Here is a 21,525-nt window from a genome sequence, read left to right on the forward strand (position 1 = left end):
CCGTGGCCCCGCAGGGATGCGGAGGGCACGGACCGTACTCTTGTCCCCGTGCAGGAACTCCACGACGCCCCCCTCGCCCCCCTGACCACCTTCCGCCTCGGCGGCCCCGCCACCCGGCTGGTCACCGCGACCACCGACGCCGAAGTGGTCGAGACCGTCCGCGCCGCGGACGAGAGCGGCACCCCGCTCCTCGTCATCGGCGGCGGCAGCAACCTGGTCATCGGCGACCGCGGCTTCGACGGCACCGCCCTGCGCATCGCCACCACCGGCTTCCACCTCGACGGCAGCCGCCTGGAGCTCGCCGCCGGCGAGAACTGGTCCGACGCCGTCGCCCGCACCGTCGAAGCCGGCCTCGCCGGCATCGAATGCCTCGCCGGAATCCCCGGCTCCGCCGGCGCGACCCCGATCCAGAACGTCGGCGCGTACGGCCAGGAGGTCTGCGACACCATCACCGAGGTCGTCGCCTACGACCGCGTCCGGCGCGAGACGGTCACCCTCACCGCCGCCGAATGCGCCTTCGCCTACCGCGACAGCCTCTTCAAGCACGACCCCGACCGGTACGTCGTCCTGCGCGTCCGCTTCGCCCTGGAGGACGCCGGCGGCATGTCCGCGCCGATCAAGTACCCGGAGACCGCCCGCGCCCTCGGCGTCGAGGCCGGCGACCGCGTCCCGGCCGCCGCCGCCCGCGAGACCGTCCTGCGGCTGCGCGCCGGCAAGGGCATGGTCCTCGACCCCGACGACCACGACACCTGGTCCGCAGGCTCCTTCTTCCACAACCCGATCCTCGGGGACGAGGCCTTCGCCGCCTTCCTCGCCCGCGTCGAGGCCCGCCTCGGCACCGGCACCGTCCCGCCCGCCTACCCCGCCGGCGACGGCCGCACCAAGACCAGCGCCGCCTGGCTGATCGACAAGGCCGGCTTCACCAAGGGCTACGGCACCGGCCCCGCCCGCATCTCCACCAAGCACACCCTCGCCCTGACCAACCGCGGCGAGGCCACCACCGAGGACCTCCTCGCCCTCGCCCGCGAGGTCGTCGCCGGCGTCCGCGAGGCCTTCGGCGTCACCCTCGTCAACGAGCCGGTGACGGTCGGCGTCAGCCTCTGAAGGAGCCCCGGCGCCGCCATGCACTGCCCACTGCACGGGGCCGGAACGGACCCCGCCCGCCTCGTGGGACGCACGATCCGCCGGATCGTCGCGTCCTGGCACGTCTGCGAGGGGGAGCGCTCCGAGGCCCCCCTCGACGTCTGGCTGATCGACAGCGAAGGCGACTCCACCCGCATCAGCACCGGCTCCGACCGGTGCCTCATCGTCGAGTCCGCCGCCCCCCACGAGCCGTACGACATGGGGGAGTGGGGCCGCATCGACGTCGGCGAGGACCTCGGCGACCACGCCCTCCTGCCCCACGTCGGCGCCAACGTCGCCGGCGTCGCCGAATTCGCCGCGCCTGGCGCCGGCCGCGCCCGCCTGGAGCTCTCCTTCGACGACGGCGCCCGCGTCCGCGCCGACTGCTGGCACGGCGACCTCCGCCTCACCCGCGCCCGCTGACCCCGGCCCGGGGCGCCCCCGCACCGCCGCGCCCGCTACCCCGCCAGCCAGTGGTCGATCCCCGCCAGCAGCTTGTCCTGCACCTCCTGCGGCGCGGCCGACCCCCGCACCGACTGGCGCGCCAGCTCCGCCAGCTCCGCGTCCGTGAACCCGTGGTGCCGGCGGGCGATCTCGTACTGCGCGGCCAGCCGCGACCCGAACAGCAGCGGGTCGTCCGCGCCCAGCGCCATCGGCACCCCCGCGTCGAACAGCGTCCGCAGCGGCACGTCCTCCGGACGCTCGTACACCCCGAGCGCCACGTTCGACGCGGGGCACACCTCGCACGTCACCCCCGCGTCCGCCAGCCGCCGCAGCAGCGCCGGATCCTCGGCGGCCCGCACCCCGTGCCCGATCCGCGCGGCGTGCAGATCGTCCAGGCAGTCCCGCACCGACGCCGGGCCCGTCAGCTCGCCGCCGTGCGGCGCGGCCAGCAGACCGCCCTCCCGGGCGATCGCGAACGCCCGGTCGAAGTCGCGGGCCATGCCGCGGCGCTCGTCGTTGGACAGCCCGAAGCCGACGATCCCCCGGTCGGCGTACCGGACGGCGAGGCGGGCCAGCGTGCGGGCGTCGAGGGGGTGCTTCATGCGGTTCGCGGCGAGCAGGACGCGGATCCCGAGCCCCGTGTCCCGCGAGGCCGACTCGACCGCGTCGAGGATCACCTCCACCGCCGGGATCAGCCCGCCCAGGTGCGGGGCGTACGAGGTCGGGTCGACCTGGATCTCCAGCCAGCCGGCCCCGTCGCGGACGTCCTCCTCCGCGGCCTCCCGCACCAGCCGCCGGATGTCCTCCGGCCGGCGCAGGCACGAGCGGGCGGCGTCGTACAGCCGCTGGAAGCGGAACCAGCCGCGCTCGTCGGTGGCGCGGAGTTTCGGGGGCTCCCCGGCGGTCAGGGCGTCCGGGAGGCGCACGCCGTACTTGTCGGCGAGCTCCAGCAGGGTCGACGGCCGCATGGACCCCGTGAAGTGCAGGTGCAGATGGGCTTTCGGCAGAAGCGTCAGATCGCGTACGTGCTCCATCTGGTGATCCTGCCGTACCGCGGCGCCCGGCGGGAGGGTTTTCCCGATCGGGGTCCCGTCCGAACGCGGGATCGGGGCCGATGGCGGTGGGTGGGCCGCTGCGCGGAGCCGGGCCCCACCCCGCCCCTTCCCGAAACCGGGGCCTGCGGCCCCGGACCCCGCACGGGGCTCCGCCCCGGACCCCGCACGGGGCTCCGCCCCGGACCCCGCGCCTCAAACGCCGGCGGGGCTGGATCGGGGCTCCGGAAAACGACGGAGCGGCGCCGTCCCCACGGGGTCGGCGCCGCTCCGGAGCGTGGGTCAGGCCTTGGCCTCGGCCAGCAGCTTCTGGATCCGGGACACGCCCTCGACCAGGTCCTCGTCGCCCAGGGCGTACGACAGGCGCAGGTAGCCGGGCGTGCCGAAGGCCTCGCCCGGGACGACCGCGACCTCGGCCTCGTCCAGGATCAGCGCGGCCAGCTCGACGGAGGTCTGCGGGCGCTTGCCGCGGATCTCCTTGCCGAGCAGCTCCTTGACCGACGGGTACGCGTAGAAGGCGCCCTCGGGGACCGGGCAGAACACGCCGTCGATCTCGTTCAGCATCCGGACCATCGTCTGGCGGCGGCGGTCGAAGGCCTTCCGCATCTCCGCGACCGCGTCCAGGCTGCCCGAGACGGCGGCGATGGCGGCGACCTGCGCCACGTTGGAGACGTTCGAGGTGGCGTGCGACTGGAGGTTCGTCGCGGCCTTGACCACGTCCTGCGGGCCGATGACCCAGCCCACGCGCCAGCCGGTCATCGCGTACGTCTTCGCGACGCCGTTGACGATGATGCACTTGTCGCGCAGCGCCGGGACCAGGACGGGCAGCGAGGTGAACTTCGCGTCGCCGTAGACCAGGTGCTCGTAGATCTCGTCCGTCAGCACCCACAGGCCGTGCTCGGCGGCCCACTCGCCGATCGCCTTCGCGTCCTCCTCGCTGTAGACCGCGCCCGTCGGGTTCGAGGGGGAGACGAAGAGGAGGACCTTGGTGCGCTCGGTGCGGGCCGCCTCCAGCTGCTCGACCGAGACCCGGTAGCCGGTGGTCTCGTCGGCGACGACCTCGACCGGGACGCCGCCGGCCAGGCGGATGGACTCCGGGTACGTGGTCCAGTACGGGGCCGGGACGATGACCTCGTCACCCGGGTCGAGGATCGCGGCGAAGGCGTTGTAGATGGCCTGCTTGCCGCCGTTGGTGACCAGCACCTGCGCGGCGTCGACCTCGTAGCCGGAGTCGCGCAGCGTCTTCTCGGCGATGGCCTTCTTCAGCTCGGGCAGACCGCCGGCCGGCGTGTAGCGGTGGAACTTCGGGTCGCGGCAGGCCTCGACCGCCGCCTCGACGATGTAGTCCGGAGTCGGGAAGTCGGGCTCGCCCGCGCCGAAGCCGATGACCGGGCGCCCGGCGGCCTTCAGGGCCTTGGCCTTGGCGTCGACGGCGAGGGTGGCGGACTCGGAGATGGCGCCGATACGGGCGGACACGCGGCGCTCGGAGGAAGGCGTTGCAGAGGTCATGCGGCCATCGTCCCAGACCGCCCGCGGCGGCGGCACACCGTTCCGGACATCGGACCGACCAGCCGGATCACGCGCTCTGTTCGACGTCAGGGCCTCGAGCACGTACACTCACCTGTCGTTGGACCTCGCCGACCACTCCAGAGCGTGAGCACTCCGTGCACTCGCCCGGATGCGGTAGGTTGGGGTGCACAAAGGGTCGTAGCTCAATTGGTAGAGCACTGGTCTCCAAAACCAGCGGTTGGGGGTTCGAGTCCCTCCGGCCCTGCTCCACACTCCTTCTCGGATGTGTGCGCAGGTACGTACTTCGATGCAACGCCGTGCGGCGCAACCGGGCGCGGCCACGGCCCCGACCCGGATTCAGGTGAGAGACGTGACGGACGCCCTGGGCTCCATCGACAAGCCTGACGCCGAGGACGAAGCCCGCGAGAAGAAGGCCCGCAAGGGCGGCAAGCGCGGCAAGAAGGGTCCTCTGGGCCGGCTCGCGCTCTTCTACCGCCAGATCGTCGCGGAGCTCCGCAAGGTCGTCTGGCCCACCCGCAAGCAGCTCTCGACGTACACCACCGTGGTGATTGTCTTCGTCGTCATCATGATCGGTCTGGTGACCGTGATTGACTATGGGTTCCAGGAAGCCATCAAGTTCGTCTTCGGCTGATCCCCGCGGAGGGCGGCGCCTTGATGGGTGCCGCCCCTTTTCGCATGTTCCACCACCTTTTGTATCCAGGAAGAAGCAGCCACCGTGTCTGACCCGAACCTGAACGCGAGCCACGACTCCGTCGAGTCCGTCGAGGACGAGCTCGACACCGTCGAGGCGGCAGACGCTGTGGAGCCGGACGAGGCAGAGCTCGCCGACGCCGAGGACGCCGCGCTGCACGCCGAGGACGAGGTCGAGCACGAGGACGCCCCGGCCGAGGAGGCCGCCGAGGCCGCGGCCGAGGACGAGGCCGCCCAGGCCGCCGACGCCGAGGCCGAGGAGGCCGCCGAGGAGGCCGAGCCCGTCGACCCGGTCCAGGCGCTCCGCGACGAGCTGCGCCTGCTGCCCGGCGAGTGGTACGTCATCCACACCTACGCGGGCTACGAGAAGCGCGTGAAGGCCAACCTGGAGCAGCGCGCCGTCTCGCTGAACGTCGAGGAGTTCATCTACCAGGCCGAGGTGCCCGAGGAAGAGATCGTCCAGATCAAGAACGGCGAGCGCAAGAACGTCCGGCAGAACAAGCTGCCCGGCTACGTGCTCGTCCGCATGGACCTGACGAACGAGTCCTGGGGCGTCGTCCGCAACACCCCCGGCGTCACCGGCTTCGTGGGCAACGCCTACGACCCGTACCCGCTGACCCTGGACGAGATCGTCAAGATGCTCGCCCCGGAGGCGCAGGAGAAGGCCGCCAAGCAGGCCGCCGAGGAGGCCGGGCTGCCCGCGCCCGCCGTCAAGCGCACCATCGAGGTCCTCGACTTCGAGGTCGGCGACTCGGTCACCGTCACCGACGGCCCGTTCGCGACGCTCCAGGCCACCATCAACGAGATCAACCCGGACTCGAAGAAGGTCAAGGGCCTCGTCGAGATCTTCGGCCGCGAGACCCCGGTCGAGCTGAGCTTCGACCAGATCCAGAAGAACTGATCTTCTGAACCACAGCTTCCGGACAGGTCAGACAGCCCCCTCGGGGCTCGTCTGACCTGCTCGGTTTCGAGCCCCGCACCGATACCCGTTATCGTGGTGCGGTATGCCTCCATCCGGATGACCGGATCGGCGGCGAAAACTCTCACTAGGACCCGGAGAGAGCAATGCCTCCCAAGAAGAAGAAGGTCACGGGGCTTATCAAGCTCCAGATCAACGCCGGTGCCGCCAACCCGGCCCCGCCGGTCGGCCCCGCGCTGGGTCAGCACGGCGTCAACATCATGGAGTTCTGCAAGGCCTACAACGCCGCGACCGAGTCGCAGCGCGGCATGGTCGTGCCGGTGGAGATCACGGTCTACGAGGACCGCTCCTTCACCTTCGTGACCAAGACCCCGCCGGCCGCGCGCCTCATCCTGAAGCACGCGGGCGTGGACAAGGGCTCCGGCGAGCCGCACAAGACCAAGGTCGCCAAGCTGACGGCCGCCCAGGTCCGCGAGATCGCCGAGCTGAAGATGCCCGACCTCAACGCCAACGACATCGACGCCGCCATGAAGATCATCTCTGGCACCGCGCGCTCGATGGGCGTCACGGTCGAGGGCTGACCAGCCCCCTTCCCGCACCACCCAGTGGCAGGGCCAAGCGCTGGCCCGGACCACGACTCCATGCCTGAAGCGAATAAACAGGAGCAGAAGTGAAGCGCAGCAAGACCCTCCGCGCTGCGGACGCCAAGGTCGACCGGGAGAAGCTGTACGCCCCGCTCGAGGCCGTCCGTCTCGCCAAGGAGACGTCCGCCACCAAGTTCGACGCCACCGTCGAGGTCGCCTTCCGCCTGGGTGTTGACCCGCGCAAGGCCGACCAGATGGTCCGCGGCACCGTGAACCTCCCGCACGGCACCGGTAAGACCGCCCGGGTCCTGGTCTTCGCGACCGGTGACCGTGCTGCGGCCGCGACTGCCGCCGGCGCCGACATCGTCGGCGACGACGAGCTGATCAACGAGATCGCCAAGGGCAACCGCCTGAACGAGTTCGACGCGGTTGTCGCCACCCCGGACCTCATGGGCAAGGTCGGCCGCCTCGGCCGCGTGCTCGGTCCCCGTGGCCTGATGCCGAACCCGAAGACCGGCACCGTCACCATGGACGTCGCCAAGGCCGTCACCGAGATCAAGGGCGGCAAGATCGAGTTCCGCGTCGACAAGCACTCGAACCTGCACTTCATCATCGGCAAGGTCTCCTTCTCCGATGAGCAGCTGGTCGAGAACTACGGCGCGGCCCTGGAGGAGATCCTCCGCCTGAAGCCGTCCGCCGCGAAGGGCCGCTACCTGAAGAAGGCCGCCCTGACCACCACCATGGGCCCCGGCATCCAGCTGGACCCGAACCGCACCCGCAACCTCCTCGTCGAGGAGGACCCGGCCGCGGTCTGAGCCTGACGGCTCCGGGCCGCCCTGCGGCCCGCCAGTGGCACCTTGAACGGGCCCTCCGCCCCCTCACCGGGGCGGAGGGCCCGTTCCCGTTTCCGGCTGTTCGGTCCCTGTGCGAGGCGTGTCAGAGGCATGGCATAGAGTCACTACTGTCTCGCGGCCGGTGCGACAGGTCCGCGAGCTGAAGATCACTGCATCAGGGGTGGGGAACAGAATGAACGCGTACCGCAAGAAGGCCCTCGGGGCGGTCCTGGCCGCCGTCCTGCTGGCCGGCGGAGCCACGGCGTGCGAGGACGGCAAGGGCGCCGGGGACGCCAAGAAGGACGGCGCCGCGGCGGCGCCCTCCGCGGCCGCGCCGAAGCCGGCCGAGGTCACTCCGGCGGCCTTCCTGGAGAAGACCAAGGCGAAGGCGGCGGAGATCACCTCCGTCCGCTACACCATGGCGGGCACGGCCGCGGGGCAGACCGTCTCCGGCGAGGCCTCCATGCGGCTGAAGCCCACCGCTGCCATCGCCATGAAGATGGCGAACCCGGAGAAGCCCGGCGAGAACGTGGAGATCCGCCTCCTCGACGGCGCCCTGTACCTCGGAGCCGAGGGCAAGTACCTGAAGTTCGACCTCAAGTCCCTGGACCCGGAGGCGGCCAGGAAGCTCGACCGGCTCGGCGGCGCCCAGCAGGGCGAGAACCCGGGCGACAGGGCCGGCGACATGAGCGCGGCCAAGGACCTGAAGACGGTCGGCGAGGAGACCGTCGACGGGCAGAAGACCACCCACCTCAGCGGCACCGTCACGCTGGACGAGCTGCGCGCCGCCTCGGCCGCGGGCACGCCCGAGGCCAAGGAGCGCCGGAGCAAGAACCTGCAGGCGCTGGAGGCCCAGGGCATCAAGAGCCTGGCCATGGACATCTGGATCGACGAGAACCACCAGACCAGGCAGTTCCGCACCCGCGGCGAGGGCACCGAGGGCCCGCTCGACATGACCGTCAAGTTCCTCGACGTCAACAAGCCGGTCGACATCGCGGCCCCGCCGGCCGACCAGGTCCTGGACCTCGCCCAGCTGACCCAGGAAGGCTGACAGGCGCCCGTACGGGCGCCTGCCGCCCGCGCCCCTGCCTCCTCACCCCGCCCCGCCCGGCCCGGGGTCCGGCAGGGGCCCGGGAGGGCGATTTGCCCTCCCGGGACGCGGTCACGTACAGTTCCACGGAAGCCAAAGACCGCTGGTCGTTGCCGCGCCCGCAAGGGGGCGGTGGCCGAAGGATCCGCTGAAAGCGGGCGACCCGCGCAGGTGACTGTGGAAGGCTCCCAGGATTTCGGTCCTGGTCGAGCGTTGCCCCGTGCGCCTGCGCCCGGGGCGCTTTGTTTTGTCCAGCCCCTTCTGCGCGGTCCTCATCACCCGGAAGGAGGCCGACGCTCTATGGCAAGGCCCGACAAGGCTGCCGCGGTAGCCGAGCTGGAGGACATGTTCCGCAGCTCGAACGCCGCTGTGCTGACCGAGTACACGGGGCTCACCGTTGCGCAGCTCAAGACGCTGCGCCGTTCGCTCGGTGGGAACGCCCAGTACGCCGTGGTGAAGAACACGCTGACCAAGATTGCGGCCAACTCGGCCGGGATCACCGCGCTGGACGAGCACCTTGCTGGTTCGACCGCGGTCGCCTTCGTCACCGGTGACCCGGTGGAGTCGGCGAAGGCTCTGCGTGACTTCGCCAAGGACAACCCGAAGCTCGTCATCAAGGGCGGTGTCCTTGACGGCAAGGCGCTGTCCGCCGACGAGATCAAGAAGCTTGCGGACCTCGAGTCCCGCGAGGTTCTGCTCGCCAAGCTGGCCGGTGCCATGAAGGGCAAGCAGTCCCAGACTGCCGCGCTCTTCCAGGCGCTGCCCTCGAAGCTCGTCCGCACCGTGGAAGCGCTTCGTGCCAAGCAGGACGAGCAGGGCGGTGCCGAGTAATTCGGCTCGCGCATTGATCCGCGCCGCCTAGTGCGCGGGTCGTAGCGGGCCGTTACGCCCGCCTTTCGATACATCTCGGCACCAGCCGAATTAGTGGAAGGATCGCCCATCATGGCGAAGCTGTCTCAGGACGACCTGCTCGCTCAGTTCGAGGAGATGACCCTCATCGAGCTCGCCGAGTTCGTGAAGGCCTTCGAGGAGAAGTTCGACGTCACCGCCGCCGCCCCGGTCGCCGTTGCCGCCGGTGTCCCGGGTGCCCCGGCCGCCGAGGCCGTCGAGGAGAAGGACGAGTTCGACGTCATCCTCACCGGCGCCGGCGACAAGAAGATCCAGGTCATCAAGGTCGTGCGTGAGCTGACCTCCCTGGGTCTGAAGGAGGCCAAGGACCTCGTCGACGGCACCCCGAAGCCGGTCCTCGAGAAGGTCAACAAGGAGGCCGCTGACAAGGCCGCCGAGGCCCTCAAGGGCGCCGGCGCCTCGGTCGAGGTCAAGTAACACCCCGGGGCCCCTCCAGGCCCCTGCCAAGGGCGATCACCCGCACGGGTGGTCGCCCTTCGGCGTACCCGGGGTGCCTGATTTGCCCAGCTGTCGTTGGGGAGTAGGGTGATCATCGTTGCCCCGTGCCGGGTTTCCGAGATGATCCGCACGGAGCAGGGGGCCTTGACGAACGGCACGCGGCGCGCAATTCTCAGGACCGTCGCCAGCTCGATCCGCGGTCCGGGGCACCGGTCGGGGATCCGAGGCATGGATCGACTACGAAGAGGGCAGTACTGATACGCGCTCTGTGTACGAGAGCCGCGGCGTTGATCTACAAGGGGAAGGCCTGTTGCCGGTTGCCGGAAACCTGGTCTGGACATCAGTGAGCCGAGTGGCTACACTGACCCTTTGCGCTGCCTGTTAGCTGCCCCCTGCCCGTCGCCAGGGGCATGCCCACGCTTGAGCACACACGATTGATACGCCCTGACCTGGGGTTTTGGTCTATGTGTCAGCTGGGACCGGTACGCGCGTAGTGAGTCCGAGCCCTCGGAAGGACCCCCTCTTGGCCGCCTCGCGCAACGCCTCGACCAATACGAACAACGGTGCCAGCACCGCCCCGCTGCGCATCTCCTTTGCAAAGATCAAGGAGCCGCTCGAGGTTCCGAACCTCCTGGCGCTGCAGACCGAGAGCTTTGACTGGCTGCTCGGCAACGCCGCCTGGAAGTCCCGCGTCGAGTCGGCGCTCGAGAGTGGACTCGATGTCCCCACCAAGTCCGGTCTGGAAGAGATCTTCGAGGAGATCTCGCCGATCGAGGACTTCTCCGGGTCGATGTCGCTGACCTTCCGCGACCACCGGTTCGAGCCGGCGAAGAACTCCGTCGACGAGTGCAAGGAGCGCGACTTCACGTACGCGGCGCCGCTCTTCGTCACCGCCGAGTTCACGAACAACGAGACCGGTGAGATCAAGTCTCAGACGGTCTTCATGGGCGACTTCCCGCTCATGACCAACAAGGGCACCTTCGTCATCAACGGCACCGAGCGTGTCGTGGTGTCGCAGCTGGTGCGCTCCCCCGGCGTCTACTTCGACTCCTCCATCGACAAGACGTCCGACAAGGACATCTTCTCCGCCAAGATCATCCCCTCCCGGGGTGCCTGGCTGGAGATGGAGGTCGACAAGCGCGACATGGTCGGTGTCCGCATCGACCGCAAGCGCAAGCAGTCCGTGACCGTCCTCCTCAAGGCCCTCGGCTGGACCACCGAGCAGATCCTCGAGGAGTTCGGCGAATACGAGTCCATGCGCGCCACCCTGGAGAAGGACCACACCCAGGGCCAGGACGACGCGCTGCTCGACATCTACCGCAAGCTGCGTCCGGGCGAGCCGCCGACCCGTGAGGCCGCGCAGACGCTGCTCGAGAACCTCTACTTCAACCCCAAGCGCTACGACCTCGCGAAGGTCGGCCGCTACAAGGTCAACAAGAAGCTCGGCGCCGACGAGCCGCTCGACGCCGGCGTGCTGACCGTCGACGACATCATCGCGACGATCAAGTACCTCGTGAAGCTCCACGCGGGCGAGACCGAGACCATCGGCGAGTCCGGCCGTTCGATCGTCGTCGAGACCGACGACATCGACCACTTCGGCAACCGCCGCCTGCGCAACGTCGGCGAGCTCATCCAGAACCAGGTCCGCACCGGCCTGGCGCGCATGGAGCGCGTCGTCCGCGAGCGCATGACCACCCAGGACGTCGAGGCGATCACGCCGCAGACCCTGATCAACATCCGGCCGGTCGTCGCCTCCATCAAGGAGTTCTTCGGCACCAGCCAGCTGTCGCAGTTCATGGACCAGAACAACCCGCTGTCTGGTCTGACCCACAAGCGCCGCCTCTCCGCGCTCGGCCCCGGCGGTCTGAGCCGTGAGCGGGCCGGCTTCGAGGTCCGCGACGTGCACCCGTCCCACTACGGACGCATGTGCCCGATCGAGACCCCCGAAGGCCCGAACATCGGTCTGATCGGCTCGCTCGCCTCCTACGGCCGCGTCAACGCGTTCGGCTTCGTCGAGACGCCGTACCGCAAGGTCGTCGACGCCCAGGTGACCGACGAGGTCGACTACCTGACCGCCGACGAGGAGGACCGCTTCGTCATCGCCCAGGCCAACGCGCGCCTGGACGAGAACCTGCGCTTCGCGGAGGGCCGCGTCCTCGTCCGCCGCCGCGGCGGCGAGGTCGACTACGTGCCCGGCACGGACGTCGACTACATGGACGTCTCCCCGCGCCAGATGGTGTCCGTCGCGACCGCGATGATCCCCTTCCTGGAGCACGACGACGCCAACCGCGCCCTCATGGGCGCGAACATGATGCGCCAGGCCGTTCCGCTCATCAAGGCGGAGGCGCCGCTCGTCGGCACCGGCATGGAGTACCGCTGCGCCGTCGACGCCGGCGACTCCATCAAGGCGGAGAAGGACGGTGTCGTCCAGGAGGTCTCGGCCGACTACATCACCGTCGCCAACGACGACGGCACGTACACCACGTACCGGGTCGCCAAGTTCTCCCGCTCCAACCAGGGCACCTCGGTCAACCAGAAGGTCATCGTCAACGAGGGCGACCGGGTCATCGAGGCCCAGGTCCTCGCCGACGGTCCGGCCACGGAGAACGGCGAGATGGCGCTGGGCAAGAACCTGCTCGTCGCGTTCATGCCGTGGGAGGGCCACAACTACGAGGACGCGATCATCCTGTCGCAGCGCCTCGTGCAGGACGACGTCCTCTCCTCGATCCACATCGAGGAGCACGAGGTCGACGCCCGCGACACCAAGCTGGGCCCCGAGGAGATCACCCGGGACATCCCGAACGTCTCCGAGGAGGTCCTCGCCGACCTCGACGAGCGCGGCATCATCCGCATCGGTGCGGACGTCGTCGCCGGCGACATCCTGGTCGGCAAGGTCACCCCGAAGGGCGAGACCGAGCTGACCCCCGAGGAGCGCCTGCTCCGCGCGATCTTCGGTGAGAAGGCGCGCGAGGTCCGCGACACCTCGCTGAAGGTCCCGCACGGCGAGATCGGCAAGGTCATCGGCGTCCGCGTCTTCGACCGCGAGGAGGGGGACGAGCTTCCCCCGGGCGTGAACCAGCTGGTCCGCGTCTACGTCGCCCAGAAGCGCAAGATCACCGACGGTGACAAGCTCGCCGGCCGCCACGGCAACAAGGGTGTCATCTCCAAGATCCTCCCGATCGAGGACATGCCCTTCCTGGAGGACGGCACCCCGGTCGACATCATCCTGAACCCGCTGGGTGTCCCGTCCCGAATGAACCCGGGGCAGGTCCTGGAGATCCACCTCGGCTGGCTCGCCAGCCGCGGCTGGGACGTCTCCGGCCTGGCGGAGGAGTGGGCCGAGCGGCTCAAGGCCATCGGCGCCGACCGCGTCGAGCCCGGCACCAACGTCGCCACCCCCGTGTTCGACGGCGCCCGCGAGGACGAGCTCGCCGGCCTGTTCGAGCACACCATCCCGAACCGCGACGGCGACCGCCTGGTCCTCCCGTCCGGCAAGGCGCGCCTGTTCGACGGCCGCTCCGGCGAGCCGTTCCCGGACCCGATCTCGGTCGGGTACATGTACATCCTCAAGCTCCACCACCTGGTCGACGACAAGCTGCACGCCCGTTCGACCGGTCCGTACTCGATGATCACGCAGCAGCCGCTGGGTGGTAAGGCGCAGTTCGGTGGCCAGCGCTTCGGTGAGATGGAGGTGTGGGCGCTGGAGGCTTACGGCGCCGCGTACGCCCTCCAGGAGCTGCTGACCATCAAGTCCGACGACGTCACCGGCCGCGTGAAGGTCTACGAGGCCATCGTCAAGGGCGAGAACATTCCCGAGCCGGGCATTCCCGAGTCCTTCAAGGTGCTCATCAAGGAAATGCAGTCGCTCTGCCTCAACGTGGAGGTGCTGTCCTCGGACGGCATGTCCATCGAGATGCGCGACACCGACGAGGACGTCTTCCGCGCCGCGGAGGAGCTCGGTATCGACCTGTCCCGGCGCGAGCCGAGCAGCGTCGAAGAGGTCTGACGGGCCTGGCCGGGGCTCTCGCGCAGAGCCCCGGCCGTCCCCGGGACCGTTCAGACCATGATTGAGACACGACCCCGAAAGAGGGATTGACGCACAGTGCTCGACGTCAACTTCTTCGACGAGCTGCGGATCGGCCTTGCCACCGCGGACGACATCCGTACCTGGTCGCACGGCGAGGTCAAGAAGCCGGAGACCATCAACTACCGCACCCTGAAGCCCGAGAAGGACGGCCTCTTCTGCGAGAAGATCTTCGGCCCCACCCGGGACTGGGAGTGCTACTGCGGCAAGTACAAGCGTGTCCGCTTCAAGGGCATCATCTGTGAGCGCTGTGGCGTCGAGGTCACGCGCGCCAAGGTGCGCCGCGAGCGGATGGGCCACATCGAGCTCGCCGCCCCCGTCACCCACATCTGGTACTTCAAGGGCGTCCCGTCGCGCCTGGGCTACCTGCTGGACCTCGCGCCGAAGGACCTCGAGAAGGTCATCTACTTCGCCGCGTACATGATCACGTTCGTCGACGACGAGCGCCGCCAGCGCGACCTGCCGTCGCTGGAGGCCCACGTCTCCGTCGAGCGCCAGCAGATCGAGAACCGCCGCGACGCCGACCTGGAAGGCCGGGCCAAGAAGCTCGAGTCCGACCTGGCCGAGCTGGAGGCCGAGGGCGCCAAGGCCGACGTGCGCCGCAAGGTGCGCGAGGGCGCCGAGCGCGAGATGAAGCAGCTCCGCGACCGCGCGCAGCGCGAGATCGACCGCCTCGACGAGGTGTGGAACCGCTTCAAGAACCTCAAGGTCCAGGACCTCGAGGGCGACGAGCTGCTCTACCGCGAGCTGCGCGACCGCTTCGGCACGTACTTCGACGGCTCGATGGGTGCCGCGGCGCTGCAGAAGCGCCTGGAGTCCTTCGACCTGGAGGAGGAGGCCGAGCGCCTCCGCGAGATCATCCGCACGGGCAAGGGCCAGAAGAAGACCCGCGCGCTCAAGCGCCTCAAGGTCGTCTCCGCGTTCCTGCAGACCAGCAACAGCCCCAAGGGCATGGTGCTCGACTGCGTGCCGGTCATCCCGCCGGACCTGCGTCCGATGGTGCAGCTGGACGGTGGCCGCTTCGCGACCTCCGACCTGAACGACCTGTACCGCCGCGTCATCAACCGCAACAACCGCCTGAAGCGCCTCCTCGACCTCGGTGCCCCCGAGATCATCGTGAACAACGAGAAGCGCATGCTCCAGGAGGCCGTCGACGCGCTCTTCGACAACGGCCGCCGCGGCCGCCCGGTCACGGGCCCCGGCAACCGTCCGCTGAAGTCGCTGTCCGACATGCTCAAGGGCAAGCAGGGCCGCTTCCGCCAGAACCTGCTCGGCAAGCGAGTCGACTACTCGGCGCGTTCCGTCATCGTCGTCGGCCCGCAGCTGAAGCTGCACCAGTGCGGTCTGCCCAAGGCCATGGCGCTGGAGCTCTTCAAGCCGTTCGTGATGAAGCGCCTGGTCGACCTGAACCACGCGCAGAACATCAAGTCGGCCAAGCGCATGGTCGAGCGCGGCCGCACCGTCGTGTACGACGTCCTCGAAGAGGTCATCGCCGAGCACCCGGTGCTGCTGAACCGTGCGCCCACGCTGCACCGCCTCGGCATCCAGGCCTTCGAGCCGCAGCTGGTCGAGGGCAAGGCCATCCAGATCCACCCGCTCGTCTGCACCGCGTTCAACGCGGACTTCGACGGTGACCAGATGGCCGTCCACCTGCCGCTCTCCGCGGAGGCGCAGGCCGAGGCCCGCATCCTGATGCTGTCCTCGAACAACATCCTCAAGCCGGCCGACGGCCGCCCGGTCACGATGCCGACCCAGGACATGGTCCTCGGTCTGTTCTTCCTGACCACGGACGGCGAGCTCCGCGACGTCAAGGGCGAGGGCCGCGCGTTCGGCTCCACCGCCGAGGCGATCATGGCGTTCGACGCCGGCGAGCTGTCGCTCCAGGCGTCCGTGGACATCCGCTTCCCGGTGGGCACCATCCCGCCGCGCGGCTGGGTCCCGCCGGTCGCCGAGGAGGGCGAGCAGGAGTTCCAGCCGGGCGACAGCTTCCGCCTGAAGACCACGCTGGGCCGTGCGCTCTTCAACGAGCTGCTGCCCGAGGACTACCCGTTCGTCGACTACTCGGTGGGCAAGAAGCAGCTCTCCGAGATCGTCAACGACCTGGCCGAGCGCTACCCCAAGGTCATCGTGGCGGCGACGCTCGACAACCTGAAGGCGGCCGGCTTCCACTGGGCGACCCGCTCCGGCGTCACCGTGGCCATCTCCGACGTCGTGGTCCCCGAGGCCAAGAAGGAGATCGTCGCGGGCTACGAGGCCCAGGACGAGAAGGTCCAGAAGCAGTACGAGCGCGGTCTGATCACCAAGGACGAGCGCACGCAGGAACTCATCGCGATCTGGACCAAGGCGACCAACGAGGTCGCCGAGGCGATGAACGCGAACTTCCCCAAGACCAACCCCATCTTCATGATGGTCGACTCGGGTGCCCGAGGAAACATGATGCAGATGAGGCAGATCGCCGGTATGCGCGGTCTGGTGTCGAACGCGAAGAACGAGACCATCCCGCGTCCGATCAAGGCCTCGTTCCGCGAGGGCCTGTCCGTGCTCGAGTACTTCATCTCGACCCACGGTGCCCGCAAGGGTCTGGCCGACACCGCCCTGCGTACCGCCGACTCGGGTTACCTGACCCGTCGTCTGGTGGACGTCTCGCAGGACGTGATCATCCGCGAGGAGGACTGCGGCACCGACCGCGGCCTGAAGCTGAAGATCGCGTCCCGCGGCGAGGACGGCGTCCTGCGCAAGGCCGACGACGTCGAGACCTCGGTCTACGCCCGCATGCTGGCGGAGGACGTGGTCGTCGACGGCAAGGTCATCGCGCCGGCCAACGTCGACCTCGGCGACGTCCTGATCGACGCCCTCGTCGCCAACGGCGTCGAGGAGGTCAAGACCCGCTCCGTCCTGACCTGCGAGTCCGCGGTGGGCACCTGTGCCTTCTGCTACGGCCGCTCGCTGGCCACCGGCAAGCTGGTCGACATCGGCGAGGCGGTCGGTATCATCGCCGCCCAGTCCATCGGTGAGCCCGGTACCCAGCTGACGATGCGTACCTTCCACACCGGTGGTGTGGCCGGTGACGACATCACCCAGGGTCTGCCGCGTGTCGTCGAGCTCTTCGAGGCCCGTACCCCGAAGGGTGTCGCCCCGATCTCCGAGGCCGCCGGCCGCGTGCGGATCGAGGAGACCGAGAAGACCAAGAAGATCGTCATCACCCCGGACGACGGCAGCGACGAGACGGCGTACCCGATCTCGAAGCGCGCCAAGGTCATCGTCCACGAGGGCGACCACGTCGAGGTGGGCCAGAAGCTCACCGCGGGTGCCACCAACCCGCACGACGTGCTGCGCATCCTCGGCCAGCGCGCCGTCCAGGTGCACCTGGTCGGCGAGGTCCAGAAGGTCTACAACTCGCAGGGCGTGTCGATCCACGACAAGCACATCGAGATCATCATCCGGCAGATGCTGCGCCGCGTGACGATCATCGAGTCCGGCGACGCGGAGCTGCTGCCGGGCGAGCTCGTCGAGCGCTCGCGCTTCGAGACCGAGAACCGTCGTGTGGTCACCGAGGGCGGTCACCCCGCCTCCGGCCGTCCGCAGCTGATGGGTATCACCAAGGCCTCGCTGGCGACGGAGTCCTGGCTGTCGGCCGCCTCCTTCCAGGAGACGACCCGAGTCCTGACGGACGCGGCGATCAACGCCAAGTCCGACAGCCTCATCGGCCTCAAGGAGAACGTCATCATCGGCAAGCTCATCCCGGCCGGTACGGGCCTCGCCCGCTACCGCAACATCCGGGTCGAGCCGACCGAGGAGGCGAAGGCCGCGATGTACTCGGCCGTCGGCTACGACGACATCGACTACTCGCCCTTCGGCACCGGCTCCGGCCAGGCGGTCCCGCTGGAGGACTACGACTACGGCCCGTACAACGGCTGAGGTCACACAGAAGCCCCCCGCCGCTCCGAGAGGAGCGGCGGGGGGCTTCGCCGTTTCCGCGGGGCCTTGGGGGCCTGCCGCTCACGCGCGCCCGGGGGCGCGCAGGCGGCGGCGGAGGCGGGGGAAGGCGGTGGCGGCCGTCAGGGCCAGGGCGGCCAGGGCGGCGCCGGCGAGGCCCGGGAGGAGGCCCGGCGGGGTGTAGGTGCAGGCGAGGGTGCGGGTGTCCGGGGGGAGGCGGAGGGCCAGCAGGCCGTGGAAGGGGGTGAGGGGGGCGGGGCGGCCGTCGGCGGTGCACCGCCAGCCCGGGACCGCCGTCGTCGCGACGACCGCCGTGCCCGCGGCGCCCGGCGGGAGGTCGGCCAGGAGGGAGTGGCCGCCGGTGCGGACCGCCGTGGCGCCCGTACGGGTGAGGCGGGCGACCGCGTCGTCCAGGGCTGCCCGGTCCAGGCACCCGATCGGGTGGGACTCGGCGGCTGCCGCCGTGGCGGTGCTCCCGCCCCGGGCGCGGACGGTCGCGGTGAGCGCGCCGTCCGCCGGGACCGGGCCGAGGCGGACCACGCCCGTGGTCCTGCCGTCCAGCCGGCGCTCGCCGCCTGGGTGGGAGAGGGTGCCGGTGAGGCCGGGGGAGTACCAGTACGCCTCCGAGCCCGGGGCGCAGTGCGCCGTGTACGTCCGCTGCTGCGGCGTGCCGTCCGCGGTCGGCTCCGGGACCCGGTAGACCGCGGCGCCGAGGGCGTTCTCCTGGCGGGCGTACACGCTGTCCGCGGGGTGGGGCGAGGTGAAGGGGGCGCTGCGGACCGTCACGAGCGGGGGAGCGGGGAAGCGGGAGGCCGTCCAGGTGCCGGCGACGGGGCCGGGGCGGACGCGGGCGCCGATCGCGAAGACCGCGTCGAGGACGGGGTTGTCCGCGCCGAAGAAGGTCCGGCCGTCGTTCTTGAAGCCGTAGCCGAGGGGCTCCAGCGCCCTGTACGTGGCCTCGGGGAGGTAGCTGCTGTAGTACTGCGGGCCTTCGGCGCGCAGCGCGAGCGCGTCGTTGTACGAGGTCTGCGGCGTGCCGGAGTCGGTCCGGTATGCGGGCCAGCCGTTCACCTGCCGGACGGCCTCGGTGTGCGCGGCGATCGACGGGCCGCTGGTGGCGGCGGGCTTGGCCCAGCGCTCCCGCGCGCGGCGGACGTCGGCGTTCCAGGCGGCTGCCGCGGACTCGGCGAAGACCAGGCCGGCCATCAGGACGGCCGCCGACGGGACGAGGAGGCGGTGCCTCGCGCCGTGGTGCAGCAGGGCCACGGCGAGGACGGACAGGGCGCCGCCGCCCAGGACGGCGGGCCAGGTCCAGCCGCCGAAGTCGTCGGTGCGGCGCAGCAGGAAGGCGGCGGCGGCGAGCACCGCGGCCGCCGCCGCTGCATGCAGCGGGCGGGGGCGGTGGGCCAGGGCGAGCCAGGCCAGGACCACCAGCAGGGCGCTGAAGACGAAGGTCTCGCGGTACGGGTTGCCGTTGGGCACCGCCAGCCCGTGCCAGAGGTACTGGGTGGGCGGGAACTGGAAGGAGGCGAGGACCAGGACGGTCGCGGCGCCCCACACCAGGCGGGTGCGGCGGGCGATCGCCGGGTGGAAGAGGAACGCCAGCGCGAGGACCGTGGCGAGCGAGGCGACGTACAGGCGGGGGCGGCCGCCCCACAGGTGCGTGGCCGGCAGCATCCCGGAGAGCAGGACGTCCAGTCCCACGGGCTGGAACGCCGCGGCCTGCGTCTGCCGGGCGGCGCCGCTCGACAGGAACGCCGGCAGCAGCAGGGGCAGGGTCAGCAGGATCCCGGTCGCCGCGGCGGTGGCGGCGCGCCAGAGCGCGCGCAGCCGCTGCCGGCCGGTCGTCTCCAGGGTGGCCAGGCGGACCGCGAGGAGGACGCAGGCGGCCATCGTCGCCATCATCGCGGTGTAGAAGTTCCCCAGCCAGGCGAGCGCGACGAGCAGCGCGGCGCCGGGCGGGCGGCGCCCCTCGATGCACCACTCGACGGCGATGCCGAGCAGCGGCAGCGCGACGAGGCCCCACAGCCACATGGGGATGTACGAGGCGTCGCTGAGGGCCCAGCCGCACAGCCCGTAGCAGGCGCCGAGGACGCCCCGCTGCCACCAGGGGCCGGGCCGGAGCCGGCCGAGGTAGGCCGCCATGGCCGCGGCGGCGGTGCCCGTGGTCAGCGGGGTGACCGCGAAGACGGCGAGGTCGACGTGGTCGCGGGGGACGAGGACGGCCGCCCAGGAGAACGGGTTCCCGAGGTAGGTGTGGTAGTCGGAGAGGAACTGCTGTCCGAATCCGCCGCGCCAGGTGAACAGCAGGTCGCCGGCGGCCTGCCCGTGGGCGAGGTCCCACAGGCCGCGGTGGAACGGGACGTACTGGTTGGCCTGGTCGTTGACTGCCCGGCCGAGGCTGCCGAAGGGGAAGGCGCCCCGGGCGGCCCAGGCCGTGCAGACGGCGGCAGCGGTCAGCAGGAAGGCCGACAGCGGGGCGCGGAGGCGGGCGAGGACCGGGTGGCTGCGGGCGGTGTCCGGCGGCCGGGCCGGGCTGTCCGCTGCCTTCGGCTCCGGGGTGGCCGTCCGCAATGTCGCGCTCCCTGCTGGTCGTGCCATTCGGGGGGAATCGGGGGGCAGTGTAGTGGTCCGGCGGGGTCCCGACGGACCGCCGCGGGACGGCCGCCGGACCGCCGCGGGGGCGGGTGCAGGCGGCCGGGACCCATACCACATCCCGGCGCCGGGCACGGCCCGGGAGCCCGCAGGCCAGACGCGGCACGGGCCGCGGGCCCGCAGGCGCGGCGACGGCGGGGCCTTTGTTTTGACCGGAGTGGATGGGGTGGGTACGCTCAGACCTTGTGCCTGGGGTGTGCCTGGGCTCCCGTGCGTGTCCATCAACCGCACGCGGGCCGCACAAGCCGCCGCGATCCACGTCCTCCCGCGCTTGCGCGGGGGTCTGCCGGATCCGACACACCCGACCGCGTGGGTCGGGGAACGTTCCAGGTTAGCTTCACTACACGGCACACAGAAACCGGAGAAGTAGTGCCTACGATCCAGCAGCTGGTCCGGAAGGGCCGGCAGGACAAGGTCGAGAAGACGAAGACGCCCGCGCTCGAGGCTTCGCCCCAGCGCCGCGGCGTCTGCACGCGTGTGTTCACGACCACCCCGAAGAAGCCGAACTCGGCGCTCCGCAAGGTCGCGCGTGTGCGTCTGACCTCCGGCATCGAGGTCACCGCTTACATTCCGGGTGAGGGACACAACCTGCAGGAGCACTCGATCGTGCTCGTGCGTGGTGGCCGTGTGAAGGACCTGCCGGGTGTTCGTTACAAGATCATCCGCGGTGCGCTTGACACCCAGGCTGTCAAGAACCGCAAGCAGGCCCGCAGCCGCTACGGCGCCAAGAAGGAGAAGTAAGAATGCCTCGTAAGGGCCCCGCCCCGAAGCGCCCGGTCATCATCGACCCGGTCTACCAGTCTCCTCTTGTCACCTCGCTGATCAACAAGATCCTGCTGAACGGCAAGCGCTCCACCGCCGAGCGCATCGTCTACGGCGCCATGGAAGGCCTCCGCGAGAAGACCGGCAACGACCCGGTCATCACGCTGAAGCGCGCGCTGGAGAACGTCAAGCCGTCGCTGGAGGTCAAGTCCCGCCGCGTCGGTGGTGCGACCTACCAGGTTCCGGTCGAGGTCAAGCCGGGTCGCCAGTCGACCCTCGCGCTGCGCTGGCTCGTGGGCTACTCCCGCGCCCGCCGCGAGAAGACCATGACCGAGCGCCTCATGAACGAGCTCCTCGACGCCTCGAACGGCCTCGGTGCGGCCGTCAAGAAGCGCGAGGACACGCACAAGATGGCCGAGTCCAACAAGGCCTTCGCGCACTACCGCTGGTAGTCGCAACCCACATCGAGACCGAGAG

At 70.2% G+C, this 21,525-nt stretch carries 15 protein-coding genes, 1 tRNA gene and 1 pseudogene; 14 read left to right on the forward strand and 3 right to left on the reverse strand.

The features are described from left to right. Positions 1-30: 30 nt before the first annotated feature. Positions 31-1,104: pseudogene (locus tag C0216_RS02765) on the forward strand (UDP-N-acetylmuramate dehydrogenase); the annotation flags it as partial. Positions 1,105-1,122: 18 nt separating this feature from the next. After that, the gene (locus C0216_RS02770; protein ID WP_114053712.1) at positions 1,123-1,545 is read left to right on the forward strand and encodes a hypothetical protein; all 423 of its coding nucleotides are present in this window, start codon (positions 1,123-1,125) and stop codon (positions 1,543-1,545) included. Between the two features lie 35 nt (positions 1,546-1,580). On the opposite strand, the gene C0216_RS02775 is transcribed toward C0216_RS02770, so the two are convergent. Continuing rightward, positions 1,581-2,600, reverse strand: a complete 1,020-nt coding sequence (locus C0216_RS02775) for an adenosine deaminase (protein ID WP_114053713.1) — start codon at positions 2,598-2,600, stop codon at positions 1,581-1,583. 300 nt (positions 2,601-2,900) lie between these two features. After that, the gene (locus C0216_RS02780; protein WP_114053714.1) at positions 2,901-4,127 is read right to left on the reverse strand and encodes a pyridoxal phosphate-dependent aminotransferase; all 1,227 of its coding nucleotides are present in this window, start codon (positions 4,125-4,127) and stop codon (positions 2,901-2,903) included. 192 nt (positions 4,128-4,319) lie between these two features. Here C0216_RS02780 and C0216_RS02785 point away from each other — a divergent pair. The 10 genes from C0216_RS02785 (at position 4,320) to C0216_RS02835 (ending at position 17,613) form a co-directional block, all read left to right on the forward strand. Further along, positions 4,320-4,392, forward strand: a tRNA-Trp gene (locus C0216_RS02785). Between the two features lie 105 nt (positions 4,393-4,497). Next, a complete protein-coding gene (gene secE, locus C0216_RS02790) occupies positions 4,498-4,779 on the forward strand; it encodes a preprotein translocase subunit SecE (RefSeq protein WP_114053715.1) in 282 nt (93 codons plus the stop codon). A gap of 84 nt (positions 4,780-4,863) precedes the next feature. Continuing rightward, positions 4,864-5,739 (forward strand): transcription termination/antitermination protein NusG, encoded by an 876-nt coding sequence (gene nusG / locus C0216_RS02795; protein ID WP_114053716.1) that lies wholly within the window; start codon positions 4,864-4,866, stop codon positions 5,737-5,739. Between the two features lie 164 nt (positions 5,740-5,903). After that, the gene (gene rplK / locus C0216_RS02800; RefSeq protein WP_114053717.1) at positions 5,904-6,338 is read left to right on the forward strand and encodes a 50S ribosomal protein L11; all 435 of its coding nucleotides are present in this window, start codon (positions 5,904-5,906) and stop codon (positions 6,336-6,338) included. 89 nt (positions 6,339-6,427) lie between these two features. Then, positions 6,428-7,156 carry a 50S ribosomal protein L1 gene (rplA, locus tag C0216_RS02805; RefSeq protein WP_114053718.1) on the forward strand — a complete coding sequence of 243 codons (729 nt, stop codon included), beginning with the start codon at positions 6,428-6,430 and terminating at the stop codon, positions 7,154-7,156. Between the two features lie 211 nt (positions 7,157-7,367). After that, positions 7,368-8,225 (forward strand): LppX_LprAFG lipoprotein, encoded by an 858-nt coding sequence (locus C0216_RS02810; protein ID WP_114053719.1) that lies wholly within the window; start codon positions 7,368-7,370, stop codon positions 8,223-8,225. A gap of 339 nt (positions 8,226-8,564) precedes the next feature. After that, the gene (gene rplJ, locus C0216_RS02815) at positions 8,565-9,095 is read left to right on the forward strand and encodes a 50S ribosomal protein L10 (protein WP_114053720.1); all 531 of its coding nucleotides are present in this window, start codon (positions 8,565-8,567) and stop codon (positions 9,093-9,095) included. Positions 9,096-9,206: 111 nt separating this feature from the next. Further along, entirely contained in the window at positions 9,207-9,590 is a 384-nt protein-coding gene (gene rplL, locus C0216_RS02820) for a 50S ribosomal protein L7/L12 (protein ID WP_114053721.1), read from the forward strand. A 544-nt stretch (positions 9,591-10,134) separates the two neighbouring features. Beyond that, complete coding sequence (rpoB, locus tag C0216_RS02830; RefSeq protein WP_114053722.1) at positions 10,135-13,617, forward strand: DNA-directed RNA polymerase subunit beta; 3,483 nt, start codon at positions 10,135-10,137, stop codon at positions 13,615-13,617. Between the two features lie 96 nt (positions 13,618-13,713). After that, positions 13,714-17,613 carry a DNA-directed RNA polymerase subunit beta' gene (locus tag C0216_RS02835; protein ID WP_114053723.1) on the forward strand — a complete coding sequence of 1,300 codons (3,900 nt, stop codon included), beginning with the start codon at positions 13,714-13,716 and terminating at the stop codon, positions 17,611-17,613. Between the two features lie 81 nt (positions 17,614-17,694). Here the strand turns inward: C0216_RS02835 and C0216_RS02840 are convergent, their stop codons facing one another. Next, positions 17,695-20,205 carry a YfhO family protein gene (locus tag C0216_RS02840; RefSeq protein WP_281277902.1) on the reverse strand — a complete coding sequence of 837 codons (2,511 nt, stop codon included), beginning with the start codon at positions 20,203-20,205 and terminating at the stop codon, positions 17,695-17,697. Between the two features lie 450 nt (positions 20,206-20,655). On the opposite strand from C0216_RS02840, the gene rpsL reads away from it, so the two are divergent. After that, positions 20,656-21,027, forward strand: a complete 372-nt coding sequence (gene rpsL / locus C0216_RS02845; protein ID WP_007265893.1) for a 30S ribosomal protein S12 — start codon at positions 20,656-20,658, stop codon at positions 21,025-21,027. A 2-nt stretch (positions 21,028-21,029) separates the two neighbouring features. Further along, positions 21,030-21,500 carry a 30S ribosomal protein S7 gene (gene rpsG, locus C0216_RS02850; RefSeq protein WP_114053724.1) on the forward strand — a complete coding sequence of 157 codons (471 nt, stop codon included), beginning with the start codon at positions 21,030-21,032 and terminating at the stop codon, positions 21,498-21,500. Positions 21,501-21,525 lie beyond the last annotated feature (25 nt).

Source organism: Streptomyces globosus, assembly GCF_003325375.1.
Lineage (GTDB): Bacteria > Actinomycetota > Actinomycetes > Streptomycetales > Streptomycetaceae > Streptomyces > Streptomyces globosus_A.